21 protein-coding genes are annotated in these 23,148 nt (G+C 44.9%); 16 read left to right on the top strand and 5 right to left on the bottom strand.

The genetic code is table 11. The features are described 5' to 3' along the window. The first annotated feature begins 2 nt into the window (after positions 1-2). The 5 genes from smc (at position 3) to C1I38_RS05715 (ending at position 8,360) form a co-directional block, all read left to right on the top strand. Positions 3-3,593: a chromosome segregation protein SMC gene (gene smc / locus C1I38_RS05735; protein ID WP_119774295.1), complete on the top strand. Its 3,591-nt coding sequence runs from the start codon at positions 3-5 to the stop codon at positions 3,591-3,593. A gap of 564 nt (positions 3,594-4,157) precedes the next feature. After that, positions 4,158-5,084, top strand: coding sequence for a signal recognition particle-docking protein FtsY (gene ftsY / locus C1I38_RS05730; protein ID WP_199698203.1), 927 nt, complete (start codon positions 4,158-4,160; stop codon positions 5,082-5,084). Positions 5,085-5,087: 3 nt separating this feature from the next. Then, on the top strand, positions 5,088-5,870 hold the full coding sequence (gene mtnP / locus C1I38_RS05725; RefSeq protein ID WP_119774293.1) for an S-methyl-5'-thioadenosine phosphorylase: 783 nt from the start codon (positions 5,088-5,090) through the stop codon (positions 5,868-5,870). A 44-nt stretch (positions 5,871-5,914) separates the two neighbouring features. Then, on the top strand, positions 5,915-6,949 hold the full coding sequence (mtnA, locus tag C1I38_RS05720; RefSeq protein WP_119774292.1) for an S-methyl-5-thioribose-1-phosphate isomerase: 1,035 nt from the start codon (positions 5,915-5,917) through the stop codon (positions 6,947-6,949). A gap of 112 nt (positions 6,950-7,061) precedes the next feature. Beyond that, a complete protein-coding gene (locus C1I38_RS05715; protein WP_119774291.1) occupies positions 7,062-8,360 on the top strand; it encodes an amidohydrolase in 1,299 nt (432 codons plus the stop codon). A 62-nt stretch (positions 8,361-8,422) separates the two neighbouring features. Here the strand turns inward: C1I38_RS05715 and C1I38_RS05710 are convergent, their stop codons facing one another. Then, positions 8,423-10,816: an EAL domain-containing protein gene (locus C1I38_RS05710; protein ID WP_119774290.1), complete on the bottom strand. Its 2,394-nt coding sequence runs from the start codon at positions 10,814-10,816 to the stop codon at positions 8,423-8,425. Between the two features lie 311 nt (positions 10,817-11,127). On the opposite strand from C1I38_RS05710, the gene ylxM reads away from it, so the two are divergent. The 11 genes from ylxM (at position 11,128) to C1I38_RS05655 (ending at position 19,334) form a co-directional block, all read left to right on the top strand. Then, positions 11,128-11,493 (top strand): YlxM family DNA-binding protein, encoded by a 366-nt coding sequence (gene ylxM, locus C1I38_RS05705; protein WP_119774289.1) that lies wholly within the window; start codon positions 11,128-11,130, stop codon positions 11,491-11,493. A 42-nt stretch (positions 11,494-11,535) separates the two neighbouring features. Continuing rightward, complete coding sequence (ffh, locus tag C1I38_RS05700; protein WP_199698206.1) at positions 11,536-12,918, top strand: signal recognition particle protein; 1,383 nt, start codon at positions 11,536-11,538, stop codon at positions 12,916-12,918. Between the two features lie 102 nt (positions 12,919-13,020). Next, positions 13,021-13,284, top strand: a complete 264-nt coding sequence (rpsP, locus tag C1I38_RS05695) for a 30S ribosomal protein S16 (protein WP_015044187.1) — start codon at positions 13,021-13,023, stop codon at positions 13,282-13,284. Positions 13,285-13,301: 17 nt separating this feature from the next. After that, the gene (locus C1I38_RS05690) at positions 13,302-13,532 is read left to right on the top strand and encodes a KH domain-containing protein (protein ID WP_015044186.1); all 231 of its coding nucleotides are present in this window, start codon (positions 13,302-13,304) and stop codon (positions 13,530-13,532) included. Between the two features lie 158 nt (positions 13,533-13,690). Next, positions 13,691-14,194 (top strand): ribosome maturation factor RimM, encoded by a 504-nt coding sequence (gene rimM, locus C1I38_RS05685; protein WP_119774287.1) that lies wholly within the window; start codon positions 13,691-13,693, stop codon positions 14,192-14,194. Between the two features lie 17 nt (positions 14,195-14,211). Further along, positions 14,212-15,015 (top strand): tRNA (guanosine(37)-N1)-methyltransferase TrmD, encoded by an 804-nt coding sequence (gene trmD, locus C1I38_RS05680; protein WP_119774286.1) that lies wholly within the window; start codon positions 14,212-14,214, stop codon positions 15,013-15,015. A gap of 263 nt (positions 15,016-15,278) precedes the next feature. Next, positions 15,279-15,839 (top strand): RNA methyltransferase, encoded by a 561-nt coding sequence (locus C1I38_RS05675; protein ID WP_020492786.1) that lies wholly within the window; start codon positions 15,279-15,281, stop codon positions 15,837-15,839. A 74-nt stretch (positions 15,840-15,913) separates the two neighbouring features. Beyond that, positions 15,914-17,059 carry an FAD-dependent oxidoreductase gene (locus C1I38_RS05670; protein ID WP_243103591.1) on the top strand — a complete coding sequence of 382 codons (1,146 nt, stop codon included), beginning with the start codon at positions 15,914-15,916 and terminating at the stop codon, positions 17,057-17,059. A 227-nt stretch (positions 17,060-17,286) separates the two neighbouring features. After that, positions 17,287-17,628 (top strand): 50S ribosomal protein L19, encoded by a 342-nt coding sequence (gene rplS, locus C1I38_RS05665; RefSeq protein WP_119774285.1) that lies wholly within the window; start codon positions 17,287-17,289, stop codon positions 17,626-17,628. A 60-nt stretch (positions 17,629-17,688) separates the two neighbouring features. Beyond that, the gene (gene ylqF, locus C1I38_RS05660; RefSeq protein ID WP_020492784.1) at positions 17,689-18,510 is read left to right on the top strand and encodes a ribosome biogenesis GTPase YlqF; all 822 of its coding nucleotides are present in this window, start codon (positions 17,689-17,691) and stop codon (positions 18,508-18,510) included. Positions 18,511-18,686: 176 nt separating this feature from the next. After that, positions 18,687-19,334: a ribonuclease HII gene (locus tag C1I38_RS05655; protein ID WP_119774445.1), complete on the top strand. Its 648-nt coding sequence runs from the start codon at positions 18,687-18,689 to the stop codon at positions 19,332-19,334. A 173-nt stretch (positions 19,335-19,507) separates the two neighbouring features. On the opposite strand, the gene C1I38_RS14355 is transcribed toward C1I38_RS05655, so the two are convergent. From C1I38_RS14355 to C1I38_RS05635, 4 genes are all read right to left on the bottom strand, one after another. Then, entirely contained in the window at positions 19,508-19,663 is a 156-nt protein-coding gene (locus C1I38_RS14355; RefSeq protein WP_256364967.1) for a LysM domain-containing protein, read from the bottom strand. 122 nt (positions 19,664-19,785) lie between these two features. Continuing rightward, positions 19,786-21,312 carry a YifB family Mg chelatase-like AAA ATPase gene (locus tag C1I38_RS05645; RefSeq protein ID WP_119774443.1) on the bottom strand — a complete coding sequence of 509 codons (1,527 nt, stop codon included), beginning with the start codon at positions 21,310-21,312 and terminating at the stop codon, positions 19,786-19,788. 170 nt (positions 21,313-21,482) lie between these two features. Next, entirely contained in the window at positions 21,483-21,836 is a 354-nt protein-coding gene (locus C1I38_RS05640; protein ID WP_020492781.1) for a YraN family protein, read from the bottom strand. Between the two features lie 190 nt (positions 21,837-22,026). Then, positions 22,027-22,977 carry a M15 family metallopeptidase gene (locus tag C1I38_RS05635; protein ID WP_119774284.1) on the bottom strand — a complete coding sequence of 317 codons (951 nt, stop codon included), beginning with the start codon at positions 22,975-22,977 and terminating at the stop codon, positions 22,027-22,029. Positions 22,978-23,148: the final 171 nt, after the last annotated feature.

The raw sequence follows: 23,148 nt of genomic DNA, 5'->3' as shown, positions 1-23,148 counted from the left end.
TAGTGATACCCGGAATGGACGCGGAATTATTTCTCAAATCGATTCATATTCAGGGATTTAAGTCTTTTGCAGATAAAATAAAAATTGACCTGCAGCCGGGCATGAGCGTCATTATCGGACCAAACGGCAGCGGCAAGAGCAACGTCGCTGATGCTGTACGCTGGGTGCTTGGCGAACAAAGTGCCAAGAGTCTCCGCGGAAGCAAAATGGAAGATGTCATCTTTTCCGGAAGCTCGTCCCGTAGGCCTGTAGGGATGGCGGAAGTATCTCTGCTCTTTGATAATTCTTCAGGTCTCTTTCCGCTGGATTATGAGGAAGTTGTCATCACCCGCCGGGTTTACCGGGATGGAGAAGGGCAGTATTTTATTAACCGGACGCCTTGCAGGTTAAAAGATATCCAGGAACTTTTTCTTGATACCGGCTCAGGAAAAGAAGGATTTTCAATTATCGGACAGGGCAGGATTGAAGAGATCCTGAATCTGAAATCTGATGAAAGGCGTCTCCTGATTGAAGAAGTCGCCGGCATTAGTAAGTTCCGCCTGCGCAAGAGAGAAGCTCTGAGAAAGCTTGAAGATACCCGGCAAAATGTCGATCGGCTGAGAGATATTATTGCCGAAGTTGAAGCTAGAATCGAGCCGTTAGCCGAACAAGCCGAAACAGCCAAGACAAGCAAGGAATTAACTTCAGGATTGGAAAAGCTCGAGATTAATTTAATTGTTAATGAACTTTCTGATATACACAGTAAGCTGACCAATGCCCAGACCTCCGAAGAAACGCTACGTCAGGAATTTACGGCGCTGACAACGAGGGTCAATGAAGAAGAAAACCTAAGCGTACGCGGCAGGTATGAACTAAATCAATTGGAACAACACGTTCAGGACCTCCAGGGGGAAATATACGCCCTCGAAAATAAAATGAACGAAGCAGAGCACGAATTATCTTTGCTTTCCGAGAGAAGCGGCTATATTCAGGAACAATTTGGGCGCCTGCAAAAAGAACTGGCGTCCGCACAGGAAACGCTGGCCGCATCCGTTGAAAAAAAAGAAAACTTTACTGCGAAGCAAACACTTCTGCAGGAAATCCTCCAAAATGCTGCGAGGGATTTAAGAGAAAAAGAAAAACAGCTGGAAGAGCTTCGGAAGTTAAGCGGGGAAGCACGTCTGGAAGAGTTGAAAACGGAAATCTTTGAAGAACTTTCTAACAAAAGTAAACTGGCTAGTGAAATTGCTGAAATCAATCAAAAGAAAGAAGCTTTTCTTCAACAAGAAAAACAATATACGCGAAATATTAAAGCCAAAGAAGCTGAGAAGGAATCTGTTCTTCAGGAAATTACTGCCCAAATCGAGGAAAAACAAAAACTGGAAGCCAGAGAGATCGAACTTCTAGGAAAAATAGAAAATATAAGGAAGACGATCCAAAATATCAGGTTGGAACAGCAAAATGCGGAGGCGATGTGCTCGGAGCTTCAACGTAAAATTGACCAGACCGGGGCGAGACTTCATGCCCTCCATACACTTCAGGACAGTCTAGAGGGCTATAACAGAGGCGTCAAGGAGACGGTTCTGGCTTACCGGAAGGGTCAAATACCCTGTGAGACTATATTTGGTACAGTTGCCGACAATATCGAAGTAGAGGCCAAATATGAGCTTGCAGTGGAAACTGCTTTAGGGAGTTCTCTGCAGAACATTATTGTGGAAAAAACCGAGGACGGGAAAAAGTGTATTGAGTACTTGAAAAGGACGAACAGCGGCCGAGCCACTTTCCTGCCTTTGGATGCAATCCGCGGAACGAGGCAATCCCTTGATGACAAAACGCGGCATCACGGCTTCCAGGGGTTGGCGGTTGATCTGGTTAAGTTTGATCCGCGTTTTAAAGATATTATGGAGTCGCTGCTTGGTAGAATTCTAGTTGCAGACAATCTGGATTGTGCGATTGAGCTGGCCAAAGCTAACCAATACCGAGTTAGGGTAGTGACACTCTTGGGTGACCAGGTCAACATCGGCGGATCGCTTACCGGCGGAAGCACAAGATCTCAAAGCAGCGGTCTCTTAAGCAGAGCAAGAGAAATTGAGGAACTGTCTGTAAAGACTAAGAATATGCAGGTCGAACTGGAAGAAAAGAGGCAGCGATATGCTGCCATAAAGAAAGAAATAGAGGGCCTCGGGGAAACAAAAGAAACCATTGATATGGAATTGCTGAAAATTAATGGGGCCAAAGATATCATTGATGTGGATAGCAAACACCACGAGGAAAGAATGAACCGGCTGGAACAGGATTTCCGGGTCATCCGGTATGAGCTGGATGAAGTCCGCAGTGAACTGACAGGATTGGCTGCCAAATATGAAGGAACCGGACAATTGCTGAACGAAACAGAACAGAAGATTCTGGCTCTGCAGTCAGAGCAGACCGAGCAGGAACAACTGCTGAAAGAAAAAACTTCAGAGGCTCAGGAGATCTCGGAAAAAATGACTGCGGCCAAAGTTGAGGCTGCTAGATCGGAGCAGGAGTTTAACCAGATCATTCAGCAGATCACTGAGGAAAATGAGCGGATTCTGGTTAATAAGGACCTGATCGCAGAAAAGAATAAGGAGATTGTGGGGCTTCAACAGGCTGAGCAGGAACTGTATTCAGGCAAGGAACAACAGGAAGATAGTGTTAAGGAATACACGGTTCAAATCAATGCCCAGAAGTTCAAGCTTATCGAACTGCGCAGGGAAAAAGAATCTTTCTCAGCGAATAATCTCAAGCAGGAACAGGATATTCAGATGCTGCGGAGTCAGGCCAGGGACATGGAACAGCAGATTCACCAGAATGAGCTCAGGATTGCCCGCTGGCAAGGTGAATGGGAGTCCGGAAATGACCGCCTTCAGGAAGAATACCACTTGGCCTGGAAAGATGCGTTAAGCTATCTTTCGCCTGAAAAGAAAGACGTTCTACAGGAGAAGATTGCTTTTTATAAACAAAAAATTGAAGAACTCGGACCCGTAAATTATACAGCCCTTGAGGAATACCCGGAAACGTTAAAACGATTTAAATTCCTGTCCGCCCAGAAAAATGATCTGGATGAGGCCGGAAGGACACTTCAAGAGCTGATTGGGGAACTAGATAAGCGTATGATCGAACGTTTTCAGGAAGGCTTCACGGCCGTCAATGAAGCGTTCAAAGAAGTATTCAAACAGCTTTTCAACGGCGGACAAGCTGAACTGTTGCTCGATGAACCGGACAATCTTCTGGAGACGGGAGTTAGGATTATGGCCCAGCCCCCGGGTAAAAGGCCACAGCTCCTGTCGCTTCTGTCAGGTGGGGAGAGGTCCTTTACAGCGATTGCTTTGCTGTTTGCGTTCTTGAAAGTCAAACCAAGTCCGTTCTGCCTCCTGGATGAGATCGAGGCGGCACTGGATGAAGTCAATGTCAAAAGATTTGTGCAGTATCTGCGTAAACTATCCAAACATACGCAGTTTATCATTATTTCGCACCGCAGGGGAACCATGGAATCCGCGGACAGGCTGTATGGAATCACTATGGAAGAATCAGGCGTATCGAAGCTTTTGACTGTTGAGCTCGAAGACAGAATAGAGGCCCCGGCAATTTAAAAGTATTTTGCTTGGGTTAGTCTCCATGATGGATAGCCGCTTTCGGCTGTTGTGCCATCCATGGCACAAAAAGCCGCGCTCCGCACTCCATGCTCCGCTTGACGCTGGCTATCCATCACGGAGACTTAATTTGGAGTAAGTCAAAGTTTTTTTAAGCTAGTGTTATTCGGAGTCGTGGGACTAGTAAAACATAGGGAAATACCATACAAAACATGAGCTGCATTCTGGCATGCAGACATGCTTAAATGACCCTATGATCAGTCTGGCGGCCACAGTTCCGCTGTGAGCGGAGCAGGATAGCGCACCGCGGCCTTTTGACGGCCATGGATGGACTAATGTCGTGATGCCATGGATGGCAAGGAGCGACGGGCCATGGAGGACGCAACGGCCGGAAAGCGGTATTGTGGCCACCAGACTTACCCAAGATTAATTTAATAGCTTGTAAATAAATTTCAGAATGTATGTTCCAGCCTCGGGGTTGGCCGAATGGGCTGAGTTGTTAGAATTAACCGAGTGTGCTAAAATTTCAGTTGTGCAAATATTGCTTTGATAGGAGAAGATGAAGTGGCGGGGATATTTTCCAGACTTAAAGAGCGCTTGACCAAAACCAGAGAAGGTTTTGTCGGCAAAGTTGAACAGCTCTTTACCGGCTCAGGCAAAATAGATGAAGATCTTTATGAAGAATTGGAAGAGATTCTACTTCAATCAGATGTAGGTGTCAATACTACACTGAAGTTGGTTGAAATGCTGCGTGCATCCGTCAAAGAACAAAAAATTAACGACCGCTCCGTGTTGAAGGATGTACTGCAGGAACATATTACTGCGCTATTGGGCGAAGAGAGCTCCTTGTCTTTTTCATTTTCCAAGCCCACTGTCTATCTGATTGTTGGCGTCAACGGTGTAGGAAAAACGACGACAATCGGCAAGCTGGCTAAAAATCTGCAGGGCCAAGGCAAAAAAGTTTTACTGGCGGCAGGGGATACCTTCAGGGCAGCAGCGATCGAGCAGTTGGAAGTATGGGGCGAACGATCCGGAGCAGAGGTCATTAAACAATCGGAGGGGGCTGATCCCGCTGCGGTGGCTTTTGATGCGCTTCATGCTGCAAAATCCCGGAATGCAGATGTCCTCTTAATCGATACCGCCGGGAGACTTCATAATAAAGTGAATCTAATGAAAGAATTAACCAAGATCAAAAAGGTGGTCGAACGCGAAGTCCCTGATGCCCCGCATGAGGTGTTGCTAGTACTTGATGCGACGACCGGACAAAATGCCATCCAGCAGGCGAAGCTGTTTAAAGAAGCAGTGAATGTTACTGGAATCATACTTACCAAGCTGGACGGGACGGCCAAAGGCGGCGTAATCCTGGGGATCCGCAATGAAGCGGATATACCGGTTAAATTGATTGGAATCGGCGAAGGTGCAGAAGATTTACGACCTTTCGAACCGAGGGAATTTGCTCGGGCGTTATTTGACCGTTCTAAGGAGGAATAACGCTTGGATTTTGCACTGATTGGTGGTACCGGCATCGAGGATCTGATGCTTGACGATATGAACGAGAAGGTAGTTGAAACGCCGTTTGGTTTTGCTCAACTGACTGAAGGGTTCATCGGCGGTACGGGAATAATTTTTCTGAAACGACATGGGGTAAAGCATTCCTGCCCGCCTCACCTGATTAACTATCGGGCTAATATCTGGGCCCTCAAGAAAATGGGTGTGAAAAAAATTCTGGCAACAGGCGCAGTAGGTTCAATATCTGAAAATTATCAGATTGGTGATATTGTCTTGCCAGATCAGTTTCTCGATTTTACAAAAAGCTGCCCTGCCACTTTTTTTGAGGGCGGAGAACAGGGTGTCCTGCATGTTGATGTATCGGAACCTTACTGTTCCGATGTGCGTAATCATATTATAGAAGGTGCTGCAGGATTTGGTTTACACGTCAAAAACGGCGGGGTCTATGTCTGTACCGAAGGCCCTCGCTTTGAAACTCCAGCGGAAATAAGCATGTTCCGGATGCTCGGCGGGCATCTGGTAGGAATGACAGGCGTTCCAGAAGTGGTTTTGGCCAGGGAACTTGGAATGTGCTATGCGACCATGGCCCTCGTAACCAATCAGGCTGCGGGTATTAAAAAAGACCCATTGACACATGCCGAAGTAATCGCTACTATGGACTTGTTGAGCAAAACTGTGGCAGCATTGGTGGAAAGCACCTGTAAGATCATGGATCATGACCAGCGGTGTTACTGTGCTACCGGAAACAGAGAAGCAGGCTTGTTTTAAAGGTTAGACACCAGCCAAGTTTTCTTAAGAAAGGCGGAAATCGTGTGAAAGCGCTTCAATGGCAGGGAGATCATTTGTTGATACTCGATCAGACGAAATTGCCGTTTGTCGAACAATACCGCGAAGTACATTCTTACAAAGAAGTAGCAGAAGCAATAAAGCATATGGAAGTTCGCGGGGCTCCGGCAATCGGGGCGGCTGCAGCGTACGGCTTTGCGCTGGGGGCTGTCGAATACCGCGGAAGCGGTCAAGACTTTAAAGATTATATGGATGAGGTTCGGGTCGTTTTGGAAGGAACACGTCCAACTGCTGTAAACCTTTTTTGGGCACTTAGAAAAATGGAAGATAAATTTAGAGAATTTCTGAATATGACTGATATCGGAAATATTCGGGCAGCTTTAATCAATGAAGCAAATGAAATTGCTGAAGATGACCGTAGAATGAATAAACGTATTGGGGAATATGGTAACACGCTGATTCCGGAAAAAGCAAATATCCTGACGCACTGTAATACGGGCAGTCTTGCCACGGTTGAATTTGGAACAGCACTGGGAATTATTAGGACTGCACATGAATCCGGGAAAAAGATTCATGTCTTTGCAGGCGAAACGAGACCTCTTTTACAGGGGGCCAGATTAACGGCCTGGGAGCTTCTTCAGGATCAGATCCCGCTGACATTGATTACGGATAATATGGCCGGCTATTTGATGCAGCAGGGGAAAGTTGATATGGTTATCGTAGGGGCGGACCGCATCGCCGCTAACGGTGATACCGCTAACAAGATCGGAACTTATTCGCTGGCCGTGTTGGCTGCTGCTCATCAAATTCCATTTTATGTAGCGGCACCGACAACGACCATCGATTTGAAAATATCCGGCGGGGATGGGATCCCTGTGGAAGAGCGGGACGATCAGGAAATTCGGAAAATCATGGGCGTACGGATTGTTCCCGATGAAGTCAGTGTGTACAATCCTGCTTTTGATATCACGTCGGCAAAATATATTACCGGGATTATTACGGAAAAAGGGATCATATCCCCGCCCTACTCTGTGAATATGGTGAAGATGCTGGTAAGATAACACGAAACAGAAAAAACATTCGGCTGAAATGGATTTTTGTACAGGTTCATTTAAGCCGTTTTTTTCTGCAAACAGGAGCAAAATGATCTAAGAAGAGAAAGAAGGTAACCCAATGTCCAGGTATCTAATCAGAGCGATGATTTTGCCCATGACCGGCGTGCAGGATTTTTATCCGCAGGGAGAAATTGCGATAGACGGGGACCGTATTGTTTCTGTTGGGGAGAGAGGAACAGCCCCGGCCGGTTTTAATCCGGATAGGGTTCTGGATTTAACGAACCATGTTGTGATGCCCGGACTTATTAACACGCACACGCATGCTGCAATGACGCTGCTGCGCGGCTATGCCGATGATATGCCGCTCATGCCCTGGCTGCAGGAAAAGGTCTGGCCTTTTGAAGATAAAATGACACCGGAAGATATCTACTGGGGGAGTTCGCTTGCTCTTTGTGAGATGCTCCGTTCCGGCACGACGACCATGGCGGATATGTATATCAGTGAAGAAGAAACGGCCAGAGCAGTTTTGGAATCAGGAACCAGAGCATTGCTGTCCCGCGGTATGATTGAGCACAACAAAGAAGCCGGCAACAAATCGCTGCAGGAAAATATTGAATTATTCCGGAAATATCATAACGCTGGGGACGGACGGATCAAGATCATGTTTGGCCCGCATGCCCCATATACCTGTTCAGGAGAATTTCTGTTAACTGTAAAACAGGAGGCCGATAGGTTAGGGACCGGCATCCACATCCATCTCGCGGAGACAGAATCCGAACTCGCTACGATCAGGGAGAGATATGGAACAACGCCGCTCTTCTGGCTGGAAGAGCAGGGTATATTGGGAGGGCAGATTATTGCTGCCCACTGTGTTTACCTGAATGATGCCGAACTGGATATTCTTAAAAAGTACAACATAGGGGTTGCCCACAACCCGGAAAGCAATATGAAGCTGAGCAGCGGAACAGCACGGATTCCAGAAATGCTTAAGCGGGGAATTGCTGTCGGACTTGGAACAGACGGTACTTCCAGCAATAATGACCTCGATATGTTCGGGGAAATGCGTTCGGCTTCCTTCCAGCAAAAACTGGTTGGCTCCCCTGAAGACCTCAAAGCCTATGAAGTCCTGAAAATGGCAACGGCCGGAGGAGCAGCCGTGGCAGGATTGGAGAATCTAGGAAAACTTCAGCCCGGCTATAAAGCAGATATGGTTTCGATTGACTTTGATCAGCCGCATTTCTATCCAAGGTTCTCAATACCTTCGCACTTGGTTTACTGTGCCAGGGGTGGGGATGTCAGAACGGTAATTGTCGGTGGAAAGATTCTGATGGAAGACAGGATACTACTGACACTTGATGAACAGAAAATTTGCCGCGAAGCAGAAAAAAGAGCCAGGAGAATAGCGTCTGAAGTCTGAGTTTCTGCTATCCTACCGACTCAGTTAACACAGGAAAAATTGTGTAAAATTTTACAAAGGAATTAAGGAATTATTGAAGAATTTTCTAAAATAGGCTGCTGGGGCAGGCTGAAAAATGCTTTTTCGAACTCATTTGCCGGCATAGGCTTACCCAAATAGTAGCCTTGGATCTGATCACAGCCCAATTTTTTGAGCACTTCATATTGGGCTGCAGTTTCAACGCCTTCGGCGATGGTTTTAATCTTCATAAAATTCGCCAGCACAATAATCGAACGTATAATTTCTTTGTCAAACTCATCATTGACAATATGATCAATCGAGGGCTTGGCAAATTTTATGCGGTCAAATGGGAAAATCTTTAAATTATTTAAAGAGGAATAGCCGGTTCCAAAATCATCAATCGAGATAGAAATTCCGGTATCCCTGATCGCCTTCGTAATCTCGTGAATATCGTATGTTTCTTCAATTGCTATGCTTTCAGTGATCTCCATATCAATCCATTCCGGAGGAATGGCATAGAATCTAATCGCAGATTTGACCATTTCATCAAACCCATTATGATTCAGTTGTTTAATAGAAACATTGATGCCCATTCTCAGAGTGGTCTGATAACGGTTATTCCATTCGGCAATTTGACGGATCGCTCTGTTCATCACCCATTTTCCAAGTGGAATAATCAGGTCTGTCTCCTCCGCAATCGGAATGAATTCGCCCGGAGGGATTGGACCTTCAGCCGGACAATTCCAGCGAAGCAGTGCTTCAATCCCAATAAGTCTGTTGTCCGGTATACTGAACTGGGGCTGGTAATGAAGGGAAAATTCTTTATCATAGACCGCTTTTCTAAGTAAAATCTCAAGCTTTAGATTCCTTTGGAGGATCGCATTGATTTGCTCATTGAAAAAGACGTATTTATTAAACCCTATTTTCTTGGCCTCATACATTGCTATATCGGAATTCTGAATCAGGGCGTCAAGATTTGAAGCATCATACGGGTAGATGGAAATGCCGACACTGATTGTGATGTGGAATGTATATTGCTTGAGATGGATCGGTTCTGTGCAGAGGGTGATGATACTTTGGGCAAGGTTTTCGATATCTCCGTTATGATACTTTCCGTGGAATGCCAGCACGAATTCATCACCGCCGAAGCGGGCCAGCAGGTCATGCTCAGGATCAGTAAATTTCTGAAGACGCTTGGAAAGTGCAATGATCAGCTTATCTCCGATCATATGGCCATAAGCATCATTGATCGTCTTAAACCTGTCAATATCGAGGAATAACAGGACGAGAATATGATCGTCCTGGCAGTTTTTGATTTTTTCCTGCACAGCTTCCAGAAAGAAGCGGCGGTTGTAAAGCTTAGTTACGAGATCTTGACTGGAGAGATAATGCAGCTGGCGGTTTTTCTTCTCGAGTTCTCTGGCTTTTTCCGAAAGCTCCCGGGTACGTTCATCAATACGTTTTTCAAGCTCAGCATTCAGCTCTTTTTCTCTTGTTAAGAGACGCTGGTCTTTGATGGAATTCTGAATATGATTGCTCAATATTCCATGAAGAAAGATAATGATGAAATAAATTAATAAGCTCTGAATATCGAATCCAATGAAAAACAGAATGATAATTGGACCTACCAATAAGAGCAGCCCTTGATTCCGGTAACCTTCGTTGGAATAATCCCCATAAAGCTCAGTATCATCAGCTCCGGCAATATTTTCAGGCGTCATAATGGCACTCAACGCAAGGCCAAGCAGTGTTGCCATATAGATCGAATCAATCAATGAATTCGAGATATAAAGATCATGAAGATAGAGATAATAATAAGCCAGGTCGACCAAAGCAAAGGCCAAAACACAACTTGTTACAAGTCTTACGGAGCTCGCGATTTTACCGGCACGAATTGAAAAGAACCAGATGGCTACTCCGGTCATCATGATAATATCAAGAAAAATGGTCACAGCTGAAATCCAGCCGACTTTGGAAACAAGATAAAGATTCTCATATTGAGAGTCGAAGTAGATGATCCAAATCAACAGTAAGATGGAAACGGACATCGCCAGACTGTCGATCAGCAGCTGTAGGGCATTCCATTTTCTAAAGCGGTTCAAGGCAAAGATGAAAGCTCCGATTAAAAGAAAAAGGTTGGTTCCAAAATACAGGATTGTAACAAATAAATCGTCTAAAGGATCAATTCCGAGTATCAAAACCGAATAAGCCCACATGATGTCGCCGACTGCCCAAGAAAGGGAAGCAAAAGAAAAAAACAGCCAAATGGCACGGACATACTTCGGCTGGCTTGGTTTATAGTAGGCCTGCAAAAGCAGAAAAAATGAAATCAGTGCACCAATCGGCGAGAGAATATTTCCCCAAAAATCGGATTGTTTAATGATCGCAGTAAGGTAAAGAAGATAGTAGACAGCAATGAAAATAAAAATCAGTGTCTTATTCTTTGTTACGCTCATATTTATTTCTCCGTACAGTATTTATCATAATATATATCGTAAATTCTTCTCTTTTTGTGAATAGTATTAATAGGACATGTACCTAATAAAAATGTAATAATAAAAAAGAATTATGAATATTTTTGAAAATACATGTAATATATTACCACAGAAAAATAGTGATTTATACATTAAAATGTAAACACATTTATCATAAATAACTTGTTAATCCAAATTGGACGCTAAGTAATAACTTGACAACGTAGGTATTTTTGGATAAAATACAAAATGTGTAAAGCAAAAATACTTTACAGTGAGGCCGGAATATCGAAATGAAAGAAATCGCTGGAAAAGCCTTGTTATTTGATTTTTATGGCCCCTTACTGACAGAAAAGCAGGGAAAAATATGGGACTTGTATTATCAGCAGGATTACTCACTGTCTGAGATTGCTGGCGAAGAAGGCATCAGCCGCCAGGCAGTTTATGATTTACTCAAAAGAACTGAAAAGATCCTGGAGGGATATGAGCACAAGCTTGGACTCATTTTCCGATTTATCCAGGAAAGAGATAAATTCCGCCGCATAGAGTCCTTGCTGGAAGAAGCAAAACAAGAAGATTTTTCTAGCGAGTCTGCCTGGAAACGTCAATTGAACATAAATAAGCAGATCAAAGAGATTATTGCAGATACACTCGAATAGTGAAAAAAATACGATGGGGAAAGAAGGGAAGCCGGGATGGCAATGTTTGAGGGCCTAAGCGAAAAACTCCAGGCTACTTTCAAAAGACTTAAAGGAAAAGGTAAATTAACCGAAGCCGATGTTACAGAGGCCCTGCGAGAGGTTAGAATTGCGTTGCTTGAAGCAGACGTCAATTTCAAGGTTGTCAAGGAACTGGTTGCCCGGATCAAGGAGAGGTCTGTAGGTCAAGAAGTACTGGAATCCCTTACTCCCGGGCAGCATGTGATTAAAATTGTCCACGAAGAGATTATCCATCTGATGGGTGGGAGCGAAAGCAAAATATCGATTTCCTCCAAACCGCCAACAATCATTATGCTGGTGGGGCTCCAGGGAGCCGGGAAAACCACCCATGGTGCCAAGCTCGCTAATATGCTGAAAAAACAGGGGAAATACCCGTTGCTGGTCGCCTGTGACATCTATCGTCCTGCTGCAATCAAGCAGCTGGAAGTGTTAGGGGAACAGATTAAGGTCCCAGTTTTTTCTCTGGGTCAGGAAAATCCCGTGAAAATTGCTTCCGATAGTCTGGTGTTTGCGAGAAAAAATGGTAATGATGTCGTCATCATCGATACTGCTGGACGGCTGCATATTAATGAAGAACTTATGGATGAACTGTCCAGGATCAAAGGAAATGTCAAACCGCATGAAATACTGCTGGTCGTCGATGCCATGACAGGTCAGGATGCAGTGAATGCTGCCGATGCTTTCCACCAACAGCTCGGGCTTGATGGCGTCATTCTTTCCAAGCTCGATGGGGATACCCGCGGTGGGGCGGTGCTTTCCGTCAAAGCAGTCACCGGCTGCCCGATCAAATATGCCGGAACCGGTGAGAAAATGGATGCTTTGGAAGTTTTTCACCCGGATCGGATCGCGTCCAGAATTTTAGGTATGGGTGATGTACTGACCCTGATTGAGAAAGCCCAGCAAAATGTAGACGAGAAAAAAGCCAGGGAGCTAGAAGAGAAAATCCGCAAACAGGAGCTTACGCTGGATGACTATCTTGATCAGATCAAACAGCTGCGCTCGATGGGTCCTTTGTCGTCTGTGCTGGAAATGCTGCCCGGAATCGGCAAGCAGCTGAAAGGTGTCCAGATCGATGAGAAAGAGTTCTATAAGGCGGAAGCCATCATCTGCTCTATGACAGCGGAAGAAAGAAGGAAACCCATCCTAATCAAGGACTCACGTAAAAAAAGGATAGCGAAAGGAAGCGGAACAACGGTTGTCGATGTTGGAAGGCTTCTTAAGCAATATGAACAAACCAAGAAAATGATGAAACAGCTTTCCGGACTCCCAGGAATGGGAGGAACTGCCAAAGGCGGTACGAAGAAAGGAAAAAAAGGAAAAAAACAAGGTAAGAAATCTTTCCCAAAATTTCCTTTCCAGATATAGTACCAATCCAAACAATTATATACTTTTAATCATTGCGGATTCCCAAATATCATTTATGTTGTTGAATATATGGGTTTAGAGTTTGTTGGAGGAGGTGAAATTATGGCAACAACGATTCGTTTGCGCCGCATGGGTGCAAAGAAAAATCCTTTCTACCGTCTTGTAGTATGCGACTCAGCATCCCGCCGTGATGGCAGAGCAATTGAGGAAATCGGTTATTATGATCCTACTAAGAATCCTCATGAAATCAAGATAGACGAGATTAAAGCGCTGGAATGGTTAACTCAGGGAGCTCAACCTTCAGATACCGCAAAATCTCTGCTCAGTCAGGCCGGAATTATGGAGAAATTTCATAAATCCAAGTAAGCATGGAGGTGACTCCTGTGAAAGAAGTCGTAGAGGTACTTGCTAAGGCATTGGTGGATCATCCTGAAGAAGTTATTGTGGTTCAGAATGCTACAGAGAGAACTGTGCACCTGCAATTGACAGTTGCTCAGGAAGATATGGGCAAAGTGATTGGTAAACAGGGCAAGATCGCTAACGCTATCCGGACAATTGTCAAGGCTGCGGCCGTTAAAGACGGACGCAGGGTTATTGTTGATATTGACCAGTAAGGTTGGAAAGGGCTCAGGCCCTTTTTGACTTTACCGGTTTAGAAAAACGCTGAGCGCTTTCTGAACCATCTAAGGGCAGCTAAGACTGACGACGGCCAAGTTTTCTTTAAATGGGATGATGGATTTCGGGAATTCTTTAGAAGAAAGGGCGTAATGCCTTGGAAAGTGTATTAATTGGAGAGGTCCTGAAACCGCAGGGAATCAAAGGAGAGATCAAGGTATATCCGATTACGGATAATACGGAGCGGTTCAGAGGTTTGAAAAAGATTAATCTGTCTGATGGAAAGACAGAAAAAATTTTTCATGTTCAGAGGGTAAGGATTGATCCGAAAGGTATAGTGTTTCTGACTCTGGAAGGCATTGCTACCCGGGAGGATGCTGAAAAGATTCGTGGATTTGAGGTCAGACTAGATCGAGCGGAGGTTCCTCCGCTGCAAGACCGCTGGTATTACTTTGAGCTTGAGGGAATGCAGGTTTACGAGAATGATATTTTGCTTGGGACCTTGATAAGAGTCCAGGAAACTGGTTCGAACGATATCTATATTGTCCGTGGCCAAAAAACTGAATTCTGTGTTCCGGCCTTAAAAACCGTTGTCAAAAAGGTGGATGTCCAGGCGAAAAGAATGGATGTCATTTTACCTCCGGGACTACTCGATGACTAATAAAAGAGAGGCTGTGTATGAAGTTTACGGTACTGACAATTTTTCCGGAAATGTTTGCGCCATTAAAAGAAAGCATTCTGAAAAGAGCTCAGGAAGCCGGCCTGCTTGAGATAGCGCTTGTCAATTTCCGCGATTATGCCGAGAGCAAACATAAAAATGTGGATGATATCCCGTATGGCGGGGGTTCAGGAATGGTTTTAAAACCGGAGCCTCTGTTCAAGGCTGTCCGAAATTTGCCGGAGCCTGCAGGAAGCCGCCGAATTATTCTGCTCACGCCTCAGGGGAAAAAATTTGATCAGCGGGAAGCTTCAAGACTGGCTGGGTATGACGAGTTGATTTTTTTGTGCGGCCATTATGAAGGATTCGACGAAAGAATACGCACCCTAGCCGATGAGGAGATGTCTATCGGAGATTATGTTTTAACCGGAGGAGAACTTGCTGCGATGGTAATGATCGATTCGGTTGCAAGGCTTCTACCGGGTGTTCTCGGGAACAACGTTTCTCAGCAGGATGATTCCCACAGTCAGGGTTTGCTTGAGTATCCTCAGTATACGCGTCCTCCCGACTTTGATGGAATGCAGGTACCCGATGTTCTGCTTTCAGGACACCACGCCAACATTGAACGCTGGCGTAGAAAAGAATCTCTAAGAAAGACTTTCCTGAAAAGAAGTGATTTGGTCCCGCAGATTGAATTTCAGCAGACAGATTATCCGCTTTTGGAGGAACTTGTGCTTGAGCATCCGGAGATTAACGTTTACCGCGAGAGATGGGAACATTTAAAGCCTGCTCCGAAACGGAGACGACGAATTAAGAGCGAGTAGTATAAAGACCTATGGTGGCAGGTCTGCTTGCCACCATACCGCTATCGGCTATTGTGCCCCGTGGCACAAAAATCCGCGCTGCGCACTCCATGCTTCGCTTGTCGCGGAACTGTGGCAATCAGACTAATTATAAGTTTTTTGGACAGGTCTGCATGCTATATAGCCACTTATTTAGGGTATTGCTTTTCGTTGTAAGCCTCGTTTCGGTATTGTGACCCACAGACTAACCCTAGATTACTATTTAATAAGATCTGGAGGAAATAATGGGAGAATTGTATGTAGCCCTTATTCACGCACCTGTCTACAACAAAAATATGGAGCAAGTCGCAACGTCAATAACCAACCTTGATTTGCACGATATTGCCCGAAGCTCAACGACTTATGGGGTGAATACCTATTATGTGGTCCATCCTGGTCCGGCTCAGCAGGATCTAGCCCGGCGAATCATGGGCTTTTGGCGGGAAGGGTATGGTGCTGAATATAATCCCAATAGATATGAAGCTTTTGAGAAAGTGAAGCTTGCTTCGACGCTGGAAGAAGTTGTCCAGGAAATTAAAAGCAGGAATCCCGGCAAGAAATTATTCACGGTTGCAACGGATGCGAGACTGTATACGAATACGATTGAATATTCCGACCTGCGCCGGAAGCTCGAGGAAACTGATGAGGACTTTCTGCTGCTTTTCGGAACAGGTTGGGGCATAATAAAGGAAGAAATGGAAAAAGCAGATTATATTTTGAAGCCGGTTTACGGTTTCGGGGACTATAATCATCTGTCTGTCCGGTCAGCTGCGGCAATTATTTTGGACAGGCTTAGGGGCCATTAATTGGCTATTTTTTGAATTACAAGGCACAAGAATAAAGTGTTTTTTTTCGGAGAAAATAGTGCTGGGGTGAGCTTATGAAAAACACTTTAATTCTGGGTGGGGGAATAGGCGGTATTGTTGCTTCCAATATTCTTAAAAATGCGGCGGGGGATTCCATGCAGGTAATGGTCATAGACCGGGAATTAAATCATCACTTTGCAGCTGCTTATCCACTCCTTATGATCGGTCAACGAAAACCAACGGATATAACAAGGCAGTTAATCAATCTAGAAAAGAAGGATATTCATGTTTTGCATCAGGAAGTACAGAAAATCGATGTAACCGGACATCAGGTTTCAACAAATCAGGGAGTCTTGTCTTTTGATTACTTGATTATTTCTTTGGGAGTGGAGTATCACACGGAGACCGTACCCGGATTCACAGAATATGCTTTAAATGCCTATGATTTTGATGGTGTTAGAAAAATTAATCAGCAATTAAACAATTTCTCCTCCGGACGAATTGTTCTTTTTATATCTAGCTTGCCATACAAATGTCCACCTGCCCCTTATGAAATAATGTTTCTTTTGGATCAGTTTTTTCGGAAAAGGGGAATCCGAAATAAAATTGAGCTTACCTTGGTGACGCCAGATTACTCGCCGGAGCCATTAGCCAAGCCCAAGGTTGGGCAAAGTGTAAGGAAAATGCTTGCGGATAAAGGGATAAAATTGATCACGGAAGCGAAAGTACTCAGGGTTGAGGAAAAAGGTTTAATCCTGGATCACGACACGAAGATTGCTGCGGATCTTTTATTGGGTATTGCGTCTCATTGGACTCCGGAGGTATTACGGAAGTCAAATTTGGTGGATAGCAGCGGATTTGTTCAAGTAGACCTTCACACGCTGGAAACAAATTGTCCAACAATCTTTGCCATTGGTGATGCTGCAGCGGTAAAACTTCCGGTGATTGGGGCCCATGCGCCGAAAGCAGGCGTATTTGCGCATTACCAGGCAGATGTTGTAGCAAGAAATATCTATCTTCTGTCCAAAGGGGCAAAGCTGGAATATACCTATAAAGGAAAGGGTACCTGCATCATGAATACCGGGTTCGGTCGAGCCCGCTATTCATCGGTTCAGTATTATAAAAAGCCAAGCCCATCAATCTCTTTATGGAAACCGACACGGACAGCCTATCTTGCAAAACTTGGATTTGAAAAATACTGGTTTCGCCGTTTTATATAAGCAGAATCTAAGAGAAGATCAAAAAAACGAAAATGAAAAAGCAGGTATGAATCAATGATCAAAAATTAAAGAATAAAGAATATTATAAAGAGGTTGAGTAAAAAAAGGTATCGTATATTGCGTATTCCTGGCGTGTGTGGTAATATGATACAGTGTAAAAAACGGATGGTCCTCTGGCTTGATATAAGAAGTTAAGAACATCTAGGCAAGGAAGGGGGTAACTTATTATGGATTATATTCGTATGATTGAAGAGCAGCAGCTTAAAGATAATATTCCTTCGTTCCGTCCTGGAGATACCGTCAAAGTACATGTACGTATTATCGAGGGTTCTCGTGAGCGTATTCAGGTCTTTGAAGGGCTTGTGATTAAAAGGAAGGGCGATGGCTTAAGGGAGACTTTTACCGTGCGCCGTGTTTCCAACGGAGTAGGTGTAGAAAGGACTTTCCCCCTTCACTCTCCGCGTATTGATAAGATTGAAGTTGTACGCAAAGGTATTGTCCGCAGAGCGAAACTTTACTATTTGCGTGACCGTTACGGTAAATCGGCCAGAATCAGAGAACGTCGCTAAAAACAGAGAAGATAGGAAAGAGCTGGAGAAATTCAGCTCTTTTGACGTCCATGGAGGACTATGAACATTCAATGGTATCCCGGTCATATGACCAGAGCGAAAAGAAAGCTCGAAGAACAACTGAATTGGGTGGATATTGTCCTGGAACTGGGCGATGCCCGTTTACCGCTGAGTAGTAGAAACCCGCTGCTGAAGCAGCTGCTTGGAAACAAGCTCCGTTTGCTTTTGCTGAACAAATCGGACCTTGCTGACAAAAAGAAAATCGACCAGTGGCTTGTGGAACTTGGCAAGGAAGGACCTGTTTTAGCGATTAGCTCCATGACCAGCATCGGCGTCAAAAAAATTGTCCCGCTGCTCGAGGAACTGATGACGGATAAAAGAGAACGGCTGGCTGCCAGGGGAGTACGGGGGAGACCTATCCGCGTCATGGTTGTTGGGATACCCAATATTGGAAAGTCCACGCTGATTAACCAGCTGACGGGCGGTTCGCAGGCCAAGACGGGTAACAAACCAGGTGTTACGCGCGGCAACCAGTGGGTCAGGATACATGATAAAGTCGAGCTGCTTGATACGCCGGGAATGCTTTGGCCCAAATTTGATGATCCCGAAGTAGGCAGGAAGCTGGCTGTAACCGGTGCGGTAAGAGATGAAGTATTTGACCAGGAAGAGCTCGCCCAGTGGCTGCTCGCCTGGCTTAAACAGAATTATCCTCTGGAACTGCAAAGCTTTTACAAGCTTGAGGAAAACGAGACCGATCTTGAAGGAATTGGCCGTAAAAGAGGCTGTTTGGTTAGCGGTGGCAGGATTGATACCTTCAAAGCCGCCCAGATCTTTCTTCGTGAATTCCGCAGCGGTAAGATTGCCAAAGTGACCATGGACTAAAAATTCTGGCTTTTCTGAGGCGGGTCTCCATAATGTATAGAGGCTTTTCGGCTGTTGTTCCCTCGGTGGAACAAACACCCGCGCTCCGCTATCCTGCTTCGCTTGACGCTTCTATACATCACGGAGACTGGTCTCTAGAGTATGTGCATATTTTATTCAGCTGGGGAGATGAAGGAATGGGTGAAATCGAAAGGATAGAGAAACTCCTGGAGATAGAAAAAGGTTTGTTCGCTGAAGGGTATTCACGGATTGCCGGTGTAGATGAAGCAGGGAGAGGCCCACTTGCCGGGCCTGTCATTGCCGCTGCCTGCATCCTACCAAGGGAGTTTGAGCTTCCTGGCCTGAATGACTCGAAGAAATGTTCGGAAAAGAAAAGAAGGAACTTAGCTGAAGAAATCAAAAAGCAGGCTGTTGCTTTTGCACTGGGAAGTGCGACGTCTGGCGAAATTGACCTGTTAAACATTTTAAGGGCCACAAAGCTGGCGATGACAAGAGCGCTGGAAAACCTGAAAATCAACCCTGATTACATCATTATTGACGGCAGGGACATGCTGAATATGGATACGGCTCAGAAAGCCATTATTGGTGGAGACGGTCTTAGTGCGAGTATTGCCGCGGCTTCAATTCTGGCAAAGGTTACCAGGGATGAGCTGATGGATGAGATGCATCAGATTTATCCGGAATATCATTTTGATCAACACAAGGGTTATGGGACCAAGTTGCACATGGAGGCAATAAGCCATTTTGGCCCTTGCTTAATCCACCGGCAGAGCTTCTCACCGATCAAAGAAATGATCGCCGGGACGCAGTATAAACTGGGGTAATATCTGAGATTGGGACCGGCATACAGTGTACATAAAAAAGATTTGAGACTTAAGGATTACAATAGAATAAGGATTACAATAGAATTTATTTCAGTAACAGATAAGGAATAGCTGCGTTGTACGCGGCTATTCCTTATTTAATTTTTATCCAATGACGTATCCAATATTTCTAATTATTTTACTCTGATTCTTTCACCAACATAAATACGATGTCTGCGCTTTCTTAAATGGGGATTCAAATTTAATAAGATGATGACAGTCACGCCGTGCTGGCGTGCAATCTTCGATAAATTGTCTCCCTTGTGAACCTGATGATGCAAACGGATCACTCCTTTAACCAAACTATATATCCATATTATGGAGTGATCTAGATTGTTCGTGTATGTACATATAGATTATCTTTTGTTAATTAAATTTATAATTATACTTTTGCTGAACTTATTTGATTACTTCATTGATTCGTCTTTATCCTGTCCAAAGCCCTGTACTGTAGTGATTCGGCCAGATGTTCTGCCCGGATATTTTCTGATCCGGCCATATCAGCAATTGTTCTGGCTACCCGCAGGATACGGTCGTGGGCCCGGGCACTGAAGAGGTTTTTATCAAAAACTTTTTGCAGGAGGGATTCACCGGCGCTGTCCAATTGGCACAGCGCTTTTGTTTCGCGACCGGTCATTTCTGAGTTTGTCCTGCTCGCATTCAATCTTTTATACTGAATTTCTCTGGTTCTGATCACCCGGTTGCGGACAATTTCAGAGGTTTCCCGGTTGTCCCCGTGTTTTAGCTCGCCATAGCTTAAACGGGGGACTTCCAGCTGGATGTCAAACCGGTCCAGTAGGGGTCCGGAAACCTTTCCGCGGTAGTGGCTGATTTGAAGTGGCGTGCAGGAACATTCCCGGCCATTCTCCCCAAAATAGCCGCACGGGCATGGATTCATCGAAGCCATAACACAAATGCGTGCTGGAAACTCGATTCTGCCTCTCAGACGGATTAACGTCAGTTTTCGGTCCTCGAGCGGCTGACGGAGTGCTTCGAGGACTTCCCGGGAAAACTCAGGCAGTTCATCCAGAAAGAGAACACCGTGATTGGCCAGGGCGAGTTCCCCAGGCTTAATTTTTTGTCCCCCGCCGATGATTCCGGCGATTGTAGCCGTATGGTGAGGGCTGCGGAAAGGCCTTTGCGTAATCAGCTGCCCATTTCCCCGGATAATACCAGTCAGGCTGTGAAGCTGAGTCACATCAAGACTCTCCTCAACCGTGAGAGGCGGCAGAATCCCGGCAAATGCTCTGGCCAGCAGCGTTTTACCAGAACCGGGCGGACCAACCATCAACAGGTTGTGCCCACCGCAGGCGGCAATTTCGAGTCCACGTTTGGCCTGCATCTGCCCATGGATATCCGACCAGTCCACAGATACCGTTTCAAAGATTTCAGCAGAGGGCGGGGAAGGAATAACGGAAAAATGATCTTCTCCGTTCAAAATCCCCACTAACTCAGCAAGACTGATCACGCTTGCACTTTTTATTTCGGTTACAAGCCTCGCTTCGGCCAGATTAGCAGGCGGTATAATCAGGACTTGTTTTTCTGGCTCGCTTTTTAAAGCCAACGCCATGGTTAGAACGCCCGGTATCGGACGCAAAAGACCTTCCAAGGAAAGTTCGCCGGCAAAAACATAGCGGTTCAGTACAGCATTATTTAGTTCTTCCATGGCAGCCAATATACCCAAAGCGATCGGTAAATCCAGACCGGAGCCTTCTTTACGCAGGTCTGCAGGAGCAAGATTAACTGTAATTCTTTTCAAAGGGAAATCGAAGCCTGAGTTTTTCAACGCTGACCGGACTCTGTCTCTGGCCTCTTTCACAGCAGTGGCCGCAAGGCCTACAATTTCCAGACAGGGAAGACCATTGGCAATATCCACTTCGACACTGACCGGCTGGGCTGAGAGATTGTCGACAGACATTCCGCTGACAGAAGCAAACATTTTTTTCACCTCAAAAACAAAATTCGCTTCTGACAGCAAATATCCTTCTATAAAATTACATTAATGGATTAATATAGTTGAATTTTGGCGATATTTATGGAATCAGACAGAAACGTCAGACAGAATGTCAGGCAAAAACATCAGACAGAAACGGAAAGAAAATGAGCCATTTATAGTGCCCCTTGGATCCAGTTGAACTCGGGAACGCCTTCAGCCATGTTAATGGCGAAAATATCAAACCTGATTTGAGGCCATTGACGATAGTGTTGTTCCAGAAGATAGTACGAGGCAATACTTTTAAGCCTTTGGATTTTCCAGAGGCCAATGCTTTCTTCCGCCGATCCCCGGATATTGGAACTCCTCAGTCTGACTTCGATAAATACAATTGTTTTCCCATCCCTGGCGATGATGTCGATTTCTCCCTTGGGACAACGGTAATTGCGCTGGATAATGTTCAAACCGGCTTTCTTAATATGTTCCAAAGCCATATCCTCGCCCCGCTGCCCCAACTGTCTTTTATTCAATGGTTCAGGCCTCCTAAAAGTAAAAAATCCTGTACATATTCAACATAACAGATCGATTTGTATATCATGATTAATATTACCAAAAATGACATAAAATAGTAATAGGCTACTGTGGAAATTGTATCATGAAAGAAAAAAATACTGCCGGGATGTTTGTGATTCAGGTTGACTGAACGATAAGGAGATAAAGCTACAGGCTTTCTTCAATCAGCCAAATATATTCCCAGGCTTTCTGGTTGCTTTGTAAACCGTCATACCATGGAATCCCCGAGACGGGTCTTTCGGAAAAATAACGTGCTTTCAGAATGATTTCCGGACGGTATTCATAATGCATAATATCAAAATTTCCCCATTTGCCGCCCCAGATGAAACCATATTTTTCAAAGATAGCAGAGACCTCCTGGGGATAGGCCTTAAGCCTTTTCTGACCTTCTTCACGCGTGGACCAGCGCCAATAATCGTATTTATTACTGTTAAGATCGATTGCGATACCATAGGCATGGGAGCTCAGCCTGTTTGTACCGCCGATCAGCCGGTAATTGAAAGCCCCACTGCTCGGAAAAGAAGCGGCGTACACCTTATGGCTTTGGCGGGACAACGGAAGCAGTTCTTTCATGACCGCTTTTAAGGATTCCGCAGCTTTATTGTTTCCATTAAACTCTACATACTTGTAGCCAATGCTGACTTTGGTCAGATTGGATAGGATTGTTTTTTTGCTCGTTCCATAGACTTCTTTCAGAAGCGGATAAACTCTTGCACAGCCAGGGTTGTAGTAATTAGGTAAAATTTCCGTAATCTTGGACAATGGGTAGAGCTGGTCCATCATATCCTGAAGGTCGGGGTTCCCCGATTTCTGCCAGGAGTTTTTTTCTTTTTTGTCATCATATAAGATTTTTTTCCCCGATTTTAAAAGGACATAAACCTCATTTTTGGATGCTTTCTCCACACCGGTAATAGTTTCCGGATAGGCCAGCATCAGACAGAGAATATCCCTTTTCATTACGTCTTCATATTCCCAATCGGAAACTGGGGACACTGCGGGTGCGTTTACTGTTATTAGATGTCTGTTCCAAATAATCTTACAGCCTGTAACTAAAAGGACAATAACAATCAGACCTAAGATAAATTGCTTGAAGTTCATGGCTTGTTCATCCTTCCGCGGAACCTTGAGAAAGGCTAATCATAATTATGTATGCCTGAACAAAGCAGGATAGACCTGCAAATTTTGTATAGTGAAATAGCATACGGTAATAATACACTTGAAATTAAAAATACGAAGTAAAAAACAACAGGGTGTGAAAGACCGCAGAAG

It is taken from the genome of Dehalobacter sp. 12DCB1, from assembly GCF_004343605.1.
In the GTDB taxonomy this organism is placed as follows: domain Bacteria; phylum Bacillota; class Desulfitobacteriia; order Desulfitobacteriales; family Syntrophobotulaceae; genus Dehalobacter.
The sequence above is the reverse complement of the archived record's forward strand: the minus strand, read 5'-3'. Positions and strand labels throughout refer to the sequence as shown.